General features: G+C 60.4%; 13 protein-coding genes. 5 read left to right on the top strand and 8 right to left on the bottom strand.

Annotated features, from left to right (window positions below; translation table 11 throughout):
- Nucleotides 1-286 precede the first annotated feature (286 nt).
- From argB to coaBC, 4 genes are read right to left on the bottom strand one after another with little or no spacing between them, the layout of a single operon-like run.
- Entirely contained in the window at nt 287-1,192 is a 906-nt protein-coding gene (argB, locus tag PCPL58_RS27315) for an acetylglutamate kinase (protein WP_002551508.1), read from the bottom strand.
- 28 nt (nt 1,193-1,220) lie between these two features.
- Nucleotides 1,221-3,806, bottom strand: coding sequence for a phosphomannomutase/phosphoglucomutase (locus tag PCPL58_RS32470; protein WP_065350884.1), 2,586 nt, complete (start codon nt 3,804-3,806; stop codon nt 1,221-1,223).
- Between the two features lie 51 nt (nt 3,807-3,857).
- The gene (dut, locus tag PCPL58_RS27305; protein ID WP_065350883.1) at nt 3,858-4,313 is read right to left on the bottom strand and encodes a dUTP diphosphatase; all 456 of its coding nucleotides are present in this window, start codon (nt 4,311-4,313) and stop codon (nt 3,858-3,860) included.
- A 6-nt stretch (nt 4,314-4,319) separates the two neighbouring features.
- Complete coding sequence (gene coaBC / locus PCPL58_RS27300; RefSeq protein WP_003367473.1) at nt 4,320-5,528, bottom strand: bifunctional phosphopantothenoylcysteine decarboxylase/phosphopantothenate--cysteine ligase CoaBC; 1,209 nt, start codon at nt 5,526-5,528, stop codon at nt 4,320-4,322.
- A 135-nt stretch (nt 5,529-5,663) separates the two neighbouring features.
- On the opposite strand from coaBC, the gene radC reads away from it, so the two are divergent.
- Entirely contained in the window at nt 5,664-6,338 is a 675-nt protein-coding gene (radC, locus tag PCPL58_RS27295) for a RadC family protein (RefSeq protein ID WP_003432182.1), read from the top strand.
- A 168-nt stretch (nt 6,339-6,506) separates the two neighbouring features.
- Here the strand turns inward: radC and PCPL58_RS27290 are convergent, their stop codons facing one another.
- Nucleotides 6,507-8,093, bottom strand: a complete 1,587-nt coding sequence (locus PCPL58_RS27290; RefSeq protein WP_065350882.1) for an ABC transporter substrate-binding protein — start codon at nt 8,091-8,093, stop codon at nt 6,507-6,509.
- Between the two features lie 364 nt (nt 8,094-8,457).
- Here PCPL58_RS27290 and rpmB point away from each other — a divergent pair, with 364 nt between their 5' ends.
- Both rpmB and rpmG read left to right on the top strand, forming a co-directional pair.
- Entirely contained in the window at nt 8,458-8,691 is a 234-nt protein-coding gene (rpmB, locus tag PCPL58_RS27285) for a 50S ribosomal protein L28 (protein WP_002551514.1), read from the top strand.
- Between the two features lie 11 nt (nt 8,692-8,702).
- Nucleotides 8,703-8,858 (top strand): 50S ribosomal protein L33, encoded by a 156-nt coding sequence (gene rpmG / locus PCPL58_RS27280; protein ID WP_002551515.1) that lies wholly within the window; start codon nt 8,703-8,705, stop codon nt 8,856-8,858.
- 164 nt (nt 8,859-9,022) lie between these two features.
- Here the strand turns inward: rpmG and PCPL58_RS27275 are convergent, their stop codons facing one another.
- Together PCPL58_RS27275 and PCPL58_RS27270 are read right to left on the bottom strand one after the other, a co-directional pair.
- Nucleotides 9,023-9,226, bottom strand: coding sequence for an I78 family peptidase inhibitor (locus PCPL58_RS27275; protein ID WP_003367470.1), 204 nt, complete (start codon nt 9,224-9,226; stop codon nt 9,023-9,025).
- Nucleotides 9,227-9,303: 77 nt separating this feature from the next.
- Entirely contained in the window at nt 9,304-9,672 is a 369-nt protein-coding gene (locus PCPL58_RS27270) for a cupin domain-containing protein (protein ID WP_002551516.1), read from the bottom strand.
- Nucleotides 9,673-9,911: 239 nt separating this feature from the next.
- Between PCPL58_RS27270 and PCPL58_RS27265 the strand changes: the two genes are divergently transcribed.
- Complete coding sequence (locus PCPL58_RS27265) at nt 9,912-11,405, top strand: aldehyde dehydrogenase (RefSeq protein WP_058397904.1); 1,494 nt, start codon at nt 9,912-9,914, stop codon at nt 11,403-11,405.
- Between the two features lie 306 nt (nt 11,406-11,711).
- Nucleotides 11,712-12,860, top strand: a complete 1,149-nt coding sequence (locus PCPL58_RS27260) for an MFS transporter (RefSeq protein WP_065350881.1) — start codon at nt 11,712-11,714, stop codon at nt 12,858-12,860.
- Here the strand turns inward: PCPL58_RS27260 and PCPL58_RS27255 are convergent.
- Nucleotides 12,857-14,437, bottom strand: a complete 1,581-nt coding sequence (locus PCPL58_RS27255; protein ID WP_046718806.1) for a phospholipase D family protein — start codon at nt 14,435-14,437, stop codon at nt 12,857-12,859. The genes PCPL58_RS27260 and PCPL58_RS27255 overlap by 4 nt on opposite strands.

The raw sequence follows: 14,437 nt of genomic DNA, 5'->3' as shown, positions 1-14,437 counted from the left end.
AAGAGCCCGGGAAACGTGACTTTCGGGCTTCTGCCCGAAGTGCGTGAGAGTGACCGGGCGGCGATCCGCATGGCTCACGAATAGGAGGGTCCAGACGCCCCATTTTCAGGGGCTCTACTGGCCTCTTCGCGAGCAAGCTCGCTCACACGGCCTGCGGCGAGAATCAAGAGCAGACTTGTGTATAACGCTGAGCGCGGAGCATGGACACAATAGTGTTCTCGATCATCAGTCAACAAAAAGGCCCTGTGAGGGTTAGCTCACGGGGCCTTTGGGTGTTGCGTCTGAATCAGTGCCGCTTGCGGTTGGTGATCTGAGTACCTACACCGCTGTCGGTGAAGATCTCCAGCAAGACCGCGTTGGGCACTCGACCGTCGATGATGTGCGAGCTGTTGACGCCGCCCTGAACCGCTTCCAGCGCGCAACGAATCTTCGGCAGCATGCCGCCGTAGATGGTGCCGTCGGCGATCAGGCCGTCGACCTGCTCGGTGGTCAGGCCGGTCAGGACTTCGCCCTGCTTGTTCATCAGGCCGGCGATGTTGGTCAGCAGAATCAGCTTCTCGGCCTTGAGGGCTTCGGCAACCTTGCCTGCGACCAGGTCGGCGTTGATGTTGTACGACTCGCCGTCCGGGCCCACGCCGATAGGCGCGATGACCGGAATGAAATCCCCTTTGACCAGCATGTTGAGCAGCCCGGTGTTGACCCCGACCACTTCACCGACCTGACCGATGTCGATGATTTCGGGCTTGGTCATTTCCGGCGTCTGGCGCGTGACGGTGAGCTTCTTCGCACGAATCAGCTCAGCGTCCTTGCCGGTCAGGCCGATCGCGCTGCCGCCGTGACGGTTGATCAGGTTGACGATGTCCTTGTTGACCTGGCCGCCCAGTACCATCTCCACGACATCCATGGTTTGCGCATCGGTAACCCGCATGCCGTCGATGAAGTGGCTCTCGATGGACAGACGCTTGAGCAGATCACCGATCTGCGGCCCGCCGCCGTGAACCACCACCGGGTTGATGCCCACCGCCTTCATCAACACGATGTCGCGCGCAAAGCCGGTTTTCAGCTCTTCGCTCTCCATGGCGTTGCCGCCGTACTTGATAACCAGCGTCTTGCCGACAAAGCGGCGAATGTAAGGCAGCGCTTCGGAAAGGACCTTGGCTACATTAGAGGCGGCATCGCGTTCGAGGGTCATTCAGGGCTCCAGTCAAAAGGAAAAACAATCAAAATGGCAGGTCGAGGTCCGGCGCAACTTTCTTGAGTTCTGCGTGGAACACGTCCTTGATACGCTGCAATTCGGCCTCGGTTTCGGCTTCAAAACGCAGCACCAGTACCGGCGTGGTATTGGAGGCACGAACCAGACCCCAGCCCTTCGGGTAGTCCACACGGACACCGTCGATGGTGGTCAGTTTGGCATCGCCCCACTGCGCATCCGTTTCAAGGGCCTTGATGATGCTGAACTTGGTGACATCCGTCACCTTGATGTTGATTTCAGGCGTCGAAATATCGTTCGGGAAGGTCTCGAACAGGTCTTCGGCATTGGCCTTTTCCTGGCTGAGGATCTCCAGCAGGCGTGCTGCGCTGTAGATGCCATCATCGAAACCGAACCAGCGTTCCTTGAAGAAGATGTGGCCGCTCATTTCGCCTGCCAGCAGCGCACCGCTTTTCTTCATTTCTTTTTTGATCAGCGAGTGACCGGTTTTCCACATCACCGGACGACCGCCATGTTCGCTGATCAGCGGAGTGAGGCGGCGTGTGCATTTCACGTCGAAAATGATGTCGGCACCCGGATTGCGCTTGAGCACGTCCAGCGCGAACAGCATCAACAGGCGGTCCGGGTACACCACGTTGCCCGCGTTGGTCACGACACCGACACGGTCGCCGTCACCGTCGAAGGCCAGACCCAGGTCGGCACCGGTTTCCTTGACCTTGGCAATCAGGTCCTGCAGGTTTTCCAGCTTGCCCGGATCCGGGTGGTGGTTGGGGAAGTTGCCGTCCACTTCCGCGAACAGCGAGATCACTTCACAGCCCAGCGCTTCGATCAGTTGCGGAGCGATCACGCCTGCCGCGCCATTGCCGCAGTCGACCACGACCTTCAGCTTGCGCGCCATGACGATGTCATTCTTGATCTGCTGGAAGTAGCGATCAAGGATGTCGACTTTGGTGATGCTGCCTTTCTGCGACGTCAGGTTGTTGGTCTTGATGCGCTCGTGCAGTGCCTGGATCTGCTCGTTGGCGAGGGTGTCGCCGGCGATGACGATCTTGAAGCCGTTGTAGTCCTTGGGGTTGTGGCTGCCGGTCAGCATGACGCCGGTCTTGCCGGCCAGCACGTTGGCTGCGTAATACAGCGCAGGCGTTGGCACCAGGCCCACATCGCTGACGTGGCAGCCGCTGTCGTGCAGACCTTGAATCAGTTGCTCTACCAGTTCAGGGCCGGAAAGGCGACCGTCGCGGCCAACGCTGACGTTGGGTTCGTTCTGCGCCAGGCTTTCAGAGCCAATGGCGCGGCCGATCCAGTAAGCCGTTTCAGCGTTGAGGGTGTCCCCGACCACGCCACGAATGTCGTAGGCACGGAAAATAGTCTCGGGAAGGTTGGGTGCCACGGATGCTGGGCTGTTCATAGCGAGGTTATGCTCCGATCTCAGGAAGTCCTGGTTTTCGTCGAGAAGGTCGATATCAAGGATATCGGTATCTTGAAACAGCGGATCGGTCCAGTCGGTGCGTGATGCAGCCACGGTGGACGAAGCACTGCCTTTGGCAATATCTGCATCGCGCTGCTCGCCCGCCGCCAGGAAAGGCACTGCCTGAGGCTGACTACGAAGCGAGACACGAGCAAGGGCCTGAGCCAGACCACTAAGGGCCGGGAGGCTCAAACCGAAGGGTTTGACGGCTTTTCCGCGTGAGAGTTCTTGGAGCAGCTGATCCAGTTGCCGTGCGTCGGCGCAAATACGCTTCTGCAGGGCCCGTTCATTGCGGTGCAAGCCAAGCAGCACACCCGCTGCAGCGATAATCAATGCCAGCAGCAGAAGCATCACGGACGGAGAGGTTTTCAGCCCGGGACCGGGCGTGAACTCGAGTTTCCAGCCTGGATAACCGGTATCGAAGGCCTGGGCTTTGCCGTCATCGGCCTGACCGCGCTGCAGGAAAACCTGAGCAGGCCCGCTGCCGAATTGCTGGCTGAGCACCACTTGCCCGGCATCGGCAGGCAGCGTCGGCAAGGCATTGAGCAAGCGCTGCAGGTCAAAGGCCAGCAGCAATGTACCCATCACCGGCTGAGTGGCAGTGGCACGCACCGGTGCGGCGCTGTAGATCAACCAGCGCTCGCCGACCTTGCGCGCCTCCGGGGCGACAGTCTCACCTTGTGCGGCCTTGTTGAGCATGTCCAGGGTGGCGAAACTGACGGGCAGTGCGCCTTGCGTGTCCACATCGGCCAGCCCCTTGGAGTACAGCCGAGCGCCTGCAAGGCCGTCCCAACGGGTAAATCGCTCCTGAGCGGCCAGCAGGGCAGCGGCGTCATTGCTCTGAAGCGTCTGCACAAGCGCTGCACCGGAGGCTGCCGACTGGGTGTCCGCGTTGATCTGATGCAGCGCCAGACCCACCGCTGCTGCCTGACTGCCGCCCCAGGCCTGAACAAGCTGGTCCTGTTGCTGCGGACCGGTGACCAGAGCTGTCCAGACCAGTGCCGCAGCAATCAGCAGGCCGATGGCGGCAGGCACCAGGCCAGGCGCGAGTCCTTTGAGGCTCGCAGCCGGAGGCGAGTTATCGGCGGGTATGGCGTGCTGTGAAGCGCTGTGCTGACTACCTTTCACCGACCTCTCCCTGAGTCTTGTCCCGAACCCGGATTATGTGCCGAATGGCGATCAATGACTGCCGGAATGACCGAAGCCGCCAGCGCCACGCTGACTTTCGTCGAACGCTTCAACCAGCTCGAAATGCGCCTGTACGACCGGCACCAGGACCAATTGGGCGATGCGCTCGCCGACGGAGATGTTGAAGGCAGCCTGGCCGCGGTTCCAGCAGGAGACCATCAGTTCGCCCTGATAATCGGAGTCGATCAGGCCCACCAGATTGCCCAGCACGATGCCGTGTTTGTGGCCCAGGCCGGAGCGCGGCAGGATCAGCGCAGCAAGGCCCGGATCGCCAATGTAAATCGACAGGCCGGTAGGGATCAGCAGGGTCTGCCCCGGTTCGAGGACCGTGTCCTCCTTGAGCATGGCGCGCAGGTCCAGGCCAGCCGAGCCGACAGTGGCGTAGGCCGGCAGCGGGAATTCGTTGCCAATGCGAGGGTCGAGGATCTTGGCTTGTAGAGCGTGCATTCGTAGTTAAACCTGATTCATGCGGTCGGCGATAAAAGTGACCAGCTGGCGAGCGATCTTGGCCTTGCTGGTCTGGGCGAAAAGTGTTGCGTGCAACGCCCGGTCAATCACGCTGCAGGCGTTTTCCTCGCTGTTGAAGCCGATGCTCGGGTTGGCGACATCGTTGGCGACAATCAGGTCGAGGTTCTTGTCCTTGAGCTTGCGGGCAGCGTAGTCGAGCAGGTGTTCGGTCTCGGCGGCAAAGCCGACACTGAAGGGGCGATCAGGGCGGGTTGCGATGGTCGCCAGAATATCCGGATTGCGCACCATCTGCAGCAGCAAGCCGTCACCGTTCGAAGGATCTTTCTTCAATTTGTGCGGGGCAACGACTTCCGGACGGTAGTCAGCCACGGCTGCAGAAGCGATGAACAGGTCGCAGGGGATGGCCGCCTCGCACGCTGCCAGCATGTCGCGGGCGCTGACCACGTCGATGCGCGAGACGCGATCAGGCGTAGGCAGGTTGACCGGCCCGGTGATCAACGTGACGCGAGCGCCGGCCTCCACAGCCGCTTCGGCCAGAGCAAAGCCCATTTTTCCCGAGCTGTGGTTGGTGATGTAGCGCACCGGGTCGATGTTTTCCTGGGTCGGGCCTGCGGTGATCAGCACATGCTTGCCGGTCAGCGTCAGGCGCTGGAAGCAGTCGGCCGCGCACTGGGCCAGATCGTCGGCCTCCAGCATGCGCCCGAAGCCGACATCGCCACACGCCTGACTGCCGGACGCCGGCCCGAACACACGAAAATCGCGCTCTTCGAGCAGACGGGTATTGGCCTGCACCGAGGCGTCACGCCACATTGCCTGGTTCATCGCCGGGGCGATGGCGACAGTCGCGTCGGTGGCCAGCACGATGGTGGTCAGCAGGTCGTTGGCGATGCCTTGCGCCAGGCGCGCGATGAGGTCGGCGGTGGCCGGTGCGATGAGGATCAGATCGGCCCACTTGGCCAGTTCGATATGGCCCATCGCGGCCTCGGCGGCCGGGTCGAGAAGGTCCAGGTGCACCGGGTGCCCGGACAGGGCCTGCATGGTCAGCGGGGTGATGAACTCTGCACCGCCCCGGGTCATGACTACACGCACTTCAGCGCCCTGATCGCGCAGGCGGCGGACCAGCTCAGCGCCCTTGTAGGCCGCGATGCCGCCGCCGACGCCAAGAACGATGCGTTTTCGATACAGCCGCTGCATAGACCTGCCTTTTTGGTCAAGTGAACACACAACGGCCATGACGCCTCCCCAGGCCAGATCGTCGTGCAAAAAAGATGGGCTAAGATAGCACAGCGACCGCACCGGAACAGCGGTGCCCAATCACATGGAGGTCCTATGAGTATTCGCAGTTGGCCCGCGGCTGAACGCCCCCGGGAACGCTTGTTGGAGTTGGGGGCGGCAAGCCTTTCCGACGCCGAGTTGCTGGCTATCTTTTTACGCACCGGCGTGGCTGGAAAAAGCGCCGTAGACCTTGCGCGTCATCTGCTGAATCAATTTGACGGGCTCAGACCGTTACTGGATGCGGATCTGTCGGCATTCACCTCGCAACTGGGGCTTGGGCCCGCCAAGTTCGCTCAGTTGCAGGCGGTCATGGAAATGGCGCGTCGGCATATGGCCGAGTCCTTGCGCCGTGAGTCAGCGCTGGAAAATCCGACCCAGGTTCGCAGCTATCTCAAGGCCCTCCTGCGGCATGAGCCGCACGAAGTCTTCGGCTGCCTGTTTCTCGATAACAAACACCGGGTCATGACCTTCGAGATATTGTTTCGCGGGACGATCAACGCGTCCTACGTGCACCCGCGCCAGGTGGTAAAACGAGCGATGGCGCATAACGCTGCGAGTCTGATCCTCTGCCACAACCATCCTTCCGGTATCACCACGCCCAGCCGTTCCGACATCGACCTGACCAAGCGCCTCAAGGAAGCGCTGATGCTGGTGGATGTTCATGTGCTTGACCACGTGATCGTGGGAGACGGTGAGCCACTGTCGATGGTGGAACGCGGTTTGATGTAAAGAGCTGACGCAGAGCAATGTGCGCGATGGGGCGGGCACCCGGATTATCGCTCCCACGCTCTGCTTGGTAATGCCGTTCTGGACGCTCTGCGTCCGGTCTCCAGAGGGTCGTGCCAATGCAGGCATTGGCACGACGTCACCCAGAGAGCCTCAGGTCAGCCAGGGGCCTTACTTGACCTGCACTTTATAGAAATCCTGCCTGCCGAACGGGCTGACCTGATAGCCAGTGACATCCTTGCGTACCAGGGCTGCAGCCGTCGGGTGGGCGAGGGGGATCCACAGTGCCTGCTGTTGAATCTGCTGCTGGGCCTGGTGATACAGCTTGCTGCGTTCGGCCTGGTCACTGACTGATTTACCGTCTGCGATCAGCTTGTCCAGTGTCTTGTCGCAATAACGGGCGAAATTGGTGCCCGACTGCACGGCTGCACACGAGAACTGCGGGGTCAGGAAGTTATCCGGGTCGCCATTGTCGCCTGCCCAGCCCATGAACAGCAGGTCATGCTCGCCAGCCTTGGCGCGGCGAATCAGTTCGCCCCACTCAATGATCTTGATCTCGGCATCAATGCCGACCTGCTTCAAGTCAGCCTGCAACAATTGAGCGCCCAGGCTCGGGTTCGGGTTCAGCAGGCTTCCGGAAGGTCGCGTCCAGATGGTGGTCTTGAAGCCTTCCTTTACACCGGCCTTGGCCAGCAACGCCTTGGCCTTGGCAACATCGTGCTGATAGCCAGGCAGGTCCTTGGCGTAACTCCAGGTATTGGGCGGATAAGGACCGTTGGCTTTTTCAGCGGTGCCTTCGAACACGGCTTTCAGGTAATTATCCTTGTCGAACGCCAGGTTGATGGCCTGGCGAACTTCCGGCTTGTCGAACGGCGGGTGCTGGCTGTTGATCGCGACAAACGCGGTCATGAACGCTTCAGTCTTCTCGACCTTGAGCGAGTCGTCCTTGCTGGCTGCCTGAATATCCAGGGGCTTGGGCGAAAGCGCTATCTGGCATTCGTCCTGACGGATTTTCTGCAGGCGCACATTGGCGTCCGGCGTGATGGCATACACCAGCGTGTCGATATCAGACTTGCCGGCGAAGTAATCGTCGAACGCCTCATAGCGCACCGCGGCGTCTTTCTGGAAGCGCTTGAACACGAACGGCCCGGTGCCGATCGGCTGGCTGTTGAGTTTTTCCGGCGTGCCCGCCTTCAACAGCTGCGCGGTATATTCGGCTGAATAGATCGAGGCGAAACCCATGCTCAGCGTGGCCAGGAAGGTCGAGTCCGCATGGTTGAGCGTAAAGCGCACGGTGTGTGCATCGGGCGCTTCGATACTCTTGATCAGCGCGGGCAACTGCATGGATTGCGCATGCGGAAAACCGCTCTGGGCGATCTTGTGCCACGGGTTCTGCGGGTCGAGCATGCGCTGGAAGCTGAACAGCACGTCATCCGCGCTCAGCTCGCGAGTCGGCTTGAAATAGTCAGTGGTGTGGAATTTCACTCCGGCGCGCAGCTTGAAGTCGTAAGTCAGGCCGTCTTTGGACACGGTCCAGCTTTCTGCCAGACTCGGCACCAGCTTGCCGCTCTTGGCATCGAAGTCCACAAGGCGGTTCATCAGCACGTCGGCCGATGCGTTGGTGGTGGTCAGCGAGTTGTACTGTACAACGTCGAAGCCCTCGGGGCTGGCTTCGGTGCAGACCACAAGGTTCGATGCCTGGGCAGCGACGGGAAGCAGGAGTGGAACGAGTAGAAATGGGATTGCAGCTAGGCGCATGGCGTTATTTCCTGTTCAGAAAGGGCCCCATCTGCCGGCGCAGTCTGGTGAGGGACTAACCCTAGACCATGTACTGGCGCAGAACAATCGTCTCGGCGCGACGAGCGGTCGATTTGCCTGTGCCCCCGCAGTGCTTGAGCATACCGCTGCGCGAGGCGTGATCATTCGGGGCAAAGTGCTTTGCCTGTTGTTGTGCCAAAGGCTTTCTGGTATAAAGCAGCGCTCTTTTCTAGGGGCCCGGTTCCTTCACTGTAGGTGTAGCCGGTAAGACCCTTAAAGAAACGCGGCGCCTGGCGCCAAATGACTGAGAGATTAAGCGGCCAACCCATGCCGGGTTGGGCATGTGGTTTTAGAGGGCTGAGGCATGTCGAGAGTATGTCAAGTTACCGGTAAGGGTCCGGTGACTGGGAATAACATTTCCCACGCAAACAACAAAACCCGTCGTCGTTTCCTGCCAAACCTGCAGCATCACCGCTTCTGGGTTGAAGGCGAGAAGCGTTTTGTTCGTCTGCGCGTATCTGCTAAAGGCATGCGTATCATCGACAAGCGTGGCATTGAAGTTGTGCTCGCTGAACTGCGTCGCGACGGCAAAATTTAAGGGAGAAAATCATGCGTGAATTGATCCGTTTGGTGTCGAGCGCTGGTACAGGCCATTTCTACACCACCGACAAGAACAAACGTACTACCCCGGATAAAATCGAAATCAAAAAATTCGATCCGGTTGTACGCAAGCACGTGATCTACAAAGAAGGCAAAATCAAGTAATTGATTCTGTCGGCTACAAAAAAACCCGCCTTGGCGGGTTTTTTTGTGCCTGCGTTCCTGGCGTAGCTGCCAGCAGTATCCAGGCAGCAAAACGCCCGACGCGATGCGCCGGGCGTTTCAAGCATGTGAAGCTGCTGTCGGGCGACGAAGGTACGGTCGCCTGATCAGCCGAAGCTGAAGCCGGCCACCAGACCGTCCTTGTCGACATTGACGTACAGACGGTTCGGGTTGAGGTCCTGGGTCGTGATGTCGCCAGGGCCGATCACCTTCTGAAGACCGGTAATTTCGCTGATATAGGCTTTGACGGTAGGCACATAGCGGCTGCCTACAAGGTACTGAAGCGCTTGGGCGATAACTTCGTTGGTCATTTTCAAAATCCTTTTTGAGTGAATGTCCTCACTGGACGCGCTCAGAATCCTCCAGAAAGCCCGATGTGATGCGGTACTTATTTATCTGCAGCCGCCTCAAACACCACATAAATCTTGCGGCATGTTTCCAGCACCTCCCAGGTGCCCTTGAAGCCGGCCGGAATCACGAAGCGGTCGCCTGCGCGCAGGGTTTTCGCGTTGCCCTGCTCGTCGCGCAGGACTGAAACGCCCTGCACAATCTCGCAATACTCATGCTCCGAGTAACTCACCTGCCACTGCCCGGGCTCGCCATTCCAGACGCCCGCGCTCATCTGTCCGCAGGGGCTGTTGTAGTGGTTGTAGAGGGTTTGTGCCGGATCACCCTTGAAGACCTTTTCCGGTGCAGGGCGATAGTGCTCGGCGGCGGTGCTGGCTTCACTGAAGTCGACGATGCTTTCGATGCTCATGAGGGGGCCCTTGTCCTGAATGCGTTGAAGGTTTGACGTGCGTGCAGTGCGTTAGTGCCTCGGCGCGCGTGCTGAGCTGTTTAATAAAATCAACATAAAAGCACCGTAGCGGCTATTTATGTCAAATATATTGGTTTTGTCGGGCCGCTGGTTTAGGGTAACGGCCGTCCTGAAAAATTTCAGATTGTGTCTTTAATCAACCATGACACACCCACATTCAACAAGAGGAGGACATGCAAATGACCACCCTGACTCGTGCTGACTGGGAGCAACGCGCCCAGAATTTGAAGATCGAAGGCCGTGCCTTCATTCAAGGTGAATACACCGCAGCCTCCTCCGGCGAGACGTTTGACTGCATCAGCCCGGTCGATGGCCGGATGCTTGCCAAGGTTGCCAGTTGCGATACCGCTGACGCACAACGCGCGGTCGACAGTGCGCGCAGCGCCTTCAACTCCGGTGCCTGGTCGCGACTGGCTCCGGCCAAGCGCAAGGAAACGATGATCCGTTTCGCCGAGCTGCTCAAGCACAATGCCGAAGAACTGGCTTTGCTTGAAACCCTGGACATGGGCAAGCCGATTGGCGACTCGTTCGGCGTCGACATTCCCGGTGCCGCCAGAGCCCTGAGCTGGAGCGGCGAGGCCATCGATAAACTGTATGACGAAGTCGCGGCAACGCCTCATGACCAACTGGGCCTGGTAACGCGCGAGCCGGTGGGTGTCGTGGCCGCCATCGTGCCGTGGAATTTTCCGCTGATGATGGCCTGCTGGAAGCTGGGCCCTGCGCTGTCCACTGGCAACTCGGTCATCCTCAAGCCATCGGAAAAATCTCCGCTGACGGCCATTCGTATCGCACAACTGGCCATTGAGGCGGGTATTCCCGCGGGCGTACTCAACGTGCTGCCTGGCTATGGCCACACCGTCGGCAAGGCGCTTGCCCTGCATATGGACGTGGACACCGTGGTCTTCACTGGCTCGACCAAAATCGCCAAGCAGCTGATGATCTATGCGGGCGAATCGAACATGAAGCGCGTGTGGCTGGAAGCCGGCGGCAAGAGCCCGAATATCGTCTTCGCCGACGCGCCTGATCTGCAGGCCGCCGCCAGCGCAGCCGCCAGCGCGATTGCCTTCAACCAGGGCGAAGTCTGCACCGCCGGTTCACGCTTGCTGGTCGAGCGTTCCATCAAGGATCGCTTCCTGCCGATGGTGATCGAGGCGCTGAGCGCCTGGAAGCCCGGCAACCCGCTGGACCCTGCGACCACCGTAGGCGCGCTGGTCGATACCCAGCAGATGAATACCGTGTTGTCCTACATCGAGGCGGGGCACTCCGATGGTGCCAAGCTGGTTGCGGGCGGCAAGCGCATTCTGCAGGAGACCGGCGGCACCTATGTCGAGCCGACCATTTTCGACGGTGTGAACAACGCGATGAAAATCGCTCAGGAAGAAATCTTCGGCCCGGTGCTTTCGGTGCTGACGTTCGATTCTGCCGAAGAGGCGATCCAGATCGCCAACGACACGCAGTATGGTCTGGCGGCTGCCGTATGGACCGCGAACATCTCCAAGGCACACCTGACCGCCAAGGCTTTGCGAGCAGGCAGTGTATGGGTCAACCAGTACGACGGCGGCGACATGACCGCACCGTTCGGCGGCTTCAAGCAGTCGGGCAACGGTCGTGACAAGTCGCTGCATGCGTTCGACAAATACACCGAACTAAAGGCGACCTGGATCAAGCTGTAGTCATTTGCCTATCGCTCCGAGGCTCTGCCCTCGGAGCATTGGCAAGATGGGGTCTCACGATCATCGCTCCCACGCTCTGCGTGGGCGTGTGGTTCTGGACGCTCCGCGTCCTGGCTTGGATGTGCGCAACGGCGCAGTTCTGTGACGCGGAGCGTCACGGGATGCATGCCAACGCGAAGCATTGGCGCGATGGGACCTCAAGATTGCTCATCGTTCCCAAGCTCTGCGTGCCATTGGCTCGATGGACATTTCAGGATTTGTACAAGGCGAAGAGCGCGTAGCGCGGCGCTGGGCAGGAGCGTGGAAATGCGTTGGGGTACTTATTTTGCTGTGCTGGCGTCCGTGCTGGGCGTTGGTCTGGCAATGGGCGTCAGCATGCCGCTGGTTTCATTGCGGCTGGCAGGCTGGGGCTATGGCTCGTTCGCCATTGGCATCATGGCGGCGATGCCTGCGGTGGGCGTGCTGCTCGGCGCGGCGCTGGCCAGTCGTCTGGCGGCGCGCTTCGGCACGGCCAATCTGATGCGCCTGTGTCTGTGGGCCGGGGCGTTTTCGGTCGGCGCGCTGGCGCTGCTACCGTATTACTGGATCTGGCTGGTCTTGCGCCTGACCCTCGGGGTCATTCTGACCATCGTCTTCGTGCTGGGTGAAAGCTGGATCAATCAGCTGGTCATCGAGCGCCTGCGCGGGCGTCTGGCGGCGCTGTATGGCAGCACCTACGCATTGAGCCAACTGGCAGGTCCGCTGCTGCTCGGCGTGATCGGCACCGAGGCCGACTACGGTTTCTGGATTGGCGTGGCGCTGCTGGTCGGCTCACCGTTTCTGCTGCTGGGGCGCACCGGCGCGCCGTCGACCGAATCCTGCAACGTGACGTTTGCCGATCTGTCCGGCTTCTGTCGCGGCATGCCTGCCATCGCCTGGGCGGTCGCCCTGTTTGCTGCGTTCGAAGCGCTGATCCTCACCCTGTTGCCGCTTTACTGCATACGCCACGGCTTCACCCCGGAAATCGCCCTGATCATGGTCAGCGTGGTGGTGGTCGGTGACGCGCTGCTGCAACTGCCGATCGGCATGCTCGCCGACCGCATTTCACGTCGCGCGATGTTCACCGGCTGTGCCGCCTTGCTGCTGGCGTCCAGTCTGCTGGTGCCATTGCTGATCGACACTGTTCTGATCTGGCCGCTATGGACCGTCTTCGGTGCCAGTGCCGGTGGGCTGTTTACCCTGTCGCTGATTCTGATCGGCGAACGCTATCGCGATGATTCGCTGGTCCGCGCCAACGCGCATGTCGCTCAACTGTGGGGCATCGGCTGCCTGCTCGGCCCGTTGATAGCCGGCGCGGGCAGCCAGTGGGTCAGCGGTGAGGCCTTGCCGCTGATGATGGCTGCAGGTGCCTTGGGCCTGCTGATACTGATCCGGCGACGCGGCGCGTTCGGCGATACGCAGGCTGCGCCCGCTTAAAGCATTCTTTCCAGGCCGATGGCGCGGCTCATCCACGCATTGAAACGCCGCCACCAGTCGCCCGGTTCGGTATGCAGCGTGTGGATCTGCCCGTTGTCTTCGGTCACCCACACCACTTTGCCGTCCTCCAGCCGCGCTTCGTAGGTGAGCGACGGGGCCATGCCCTGCAAGGTCAGTTCGCGCAGTTGTTCGGCCAGTTGCGGGCTGTCGACCAATACGCCCACTTCGGTATTCCACAGCACAGAGCGCGGATCGAAGTTGAATGAGCCGACAAAGACCTTCTGCCGATCAAAGATCATCGCCTTGCTGTGCAGGCTCGATTCGGAACTGACCAGAGAATGGCTTTTCTTGAACAGATGCGGACCGCTGCCGCGCATCGTCTCGGTATCGCCAGGCTGTCGGCGCAGCTCGAAGAGCTTCACGCCATGCTCCAGCAGTGCCTTGCGGTACGGCGCATAGCCGCCATGCACGGCAGGCACGTCGGTGGCTTCCAGGGAGTTGGTCAGCAGGCTGACATTGACACCGGCATCGGCCCGACCGGTCAGGTACAGCAAGCCTTCCTGGCCCGGCACAAAGTAGGCCGAGATCAGCATCAGTTCCTTGTGCGTGTTCAGCAGTTCAGGCGCCAGTTGCGTGGTCAGCAGCAGGTGCGGATCAGGCTCGCCCTGCGCCAGTACCTTGGTCGGTGCATCCCACAGCGCCTGGTTGTAAGCCCAGACCAGCTCGTTGAGCCAGGTTTTCATGCGCGGTTGAGTCTTGTAGGCCATCAATCGCTCATACAGCGCCTTGTGCTGCTGGTGCGCCTGCTCCAGAGAATCGTCCAGCTTGCGCCGGGCCTCGGCCAGATCCTCTCCGTCTGGCCGGAAATAGATGAACTCATCGATAGGCTTGCTGAGTGTGCTGTTCCAGTACTGGTCGAAGCTGTGGCCGAGCTGCTCGGCCACCGGCCCCACGCTGAGCATGTCGATATCGGTGAAATTCAGGTTCGGCTCGGCATCGAAGTATTCATCGCCCAGGTTGCGCCCGCCGACGATGGCCACGCTGCTGTCGGCCAGCCATAGCTTGTTGTGCATGCGCCGGTGCTGGCGCGACAGGTTCATCAGGCGCCCGAGGCTGCGGGTGATGCCGGTCTCGCGCCCCAGGTTTTGCGGGTTGAACAGGCGAATCTGAATGTTCGGGTGAGCGGCCAGGGTGGCGATGGCCTGATCCAGACCGTCGCTGGTGGTGTCGTCCAGCAGGATACGCACACGTACGCCACGGTCTGCCGCCTTGAGCAGTTCATCGATCAGGGCGCGCGTGCTCAGGCCGTCGTGGACGATGTAATACTGCAGATCAAGGCTGCTTTTGGCATTGCGGATCAGTTCGGCGCGAGCCTTGAAAGCGTCACTGCTGTCAGGCAACAGACGAAAGCCAGAACGTCCCTCGTGGGGCATGGCCATGGCCTGGATCGAGCGGCCGAACGCGGAGCCTGAAGACGGCATGGCCTGGCTTGGCTCACTGGCGACCTGTTGATGCGCGCAACCGCTGACGCATAACGCAACCAGCAAGCAAAAGGGCAAGGCCCATGAGTTATTCAA

Origin of the sequence: Pseudomonas cerasi (assembly GCF_900074915.1) — a bacterium.
In the GTDB taxonomy this organism is placed as follows: Bacteria; Pseudomonadota; Gammaproteobacteria; order Pseudomonadales; family Pseudomonadaceae; genus Aquipseudomonas; species Aquipseudomonas cerasi.
This window is presented reverse-complemented; position numbering and strand designations above follow the sequence as displayed.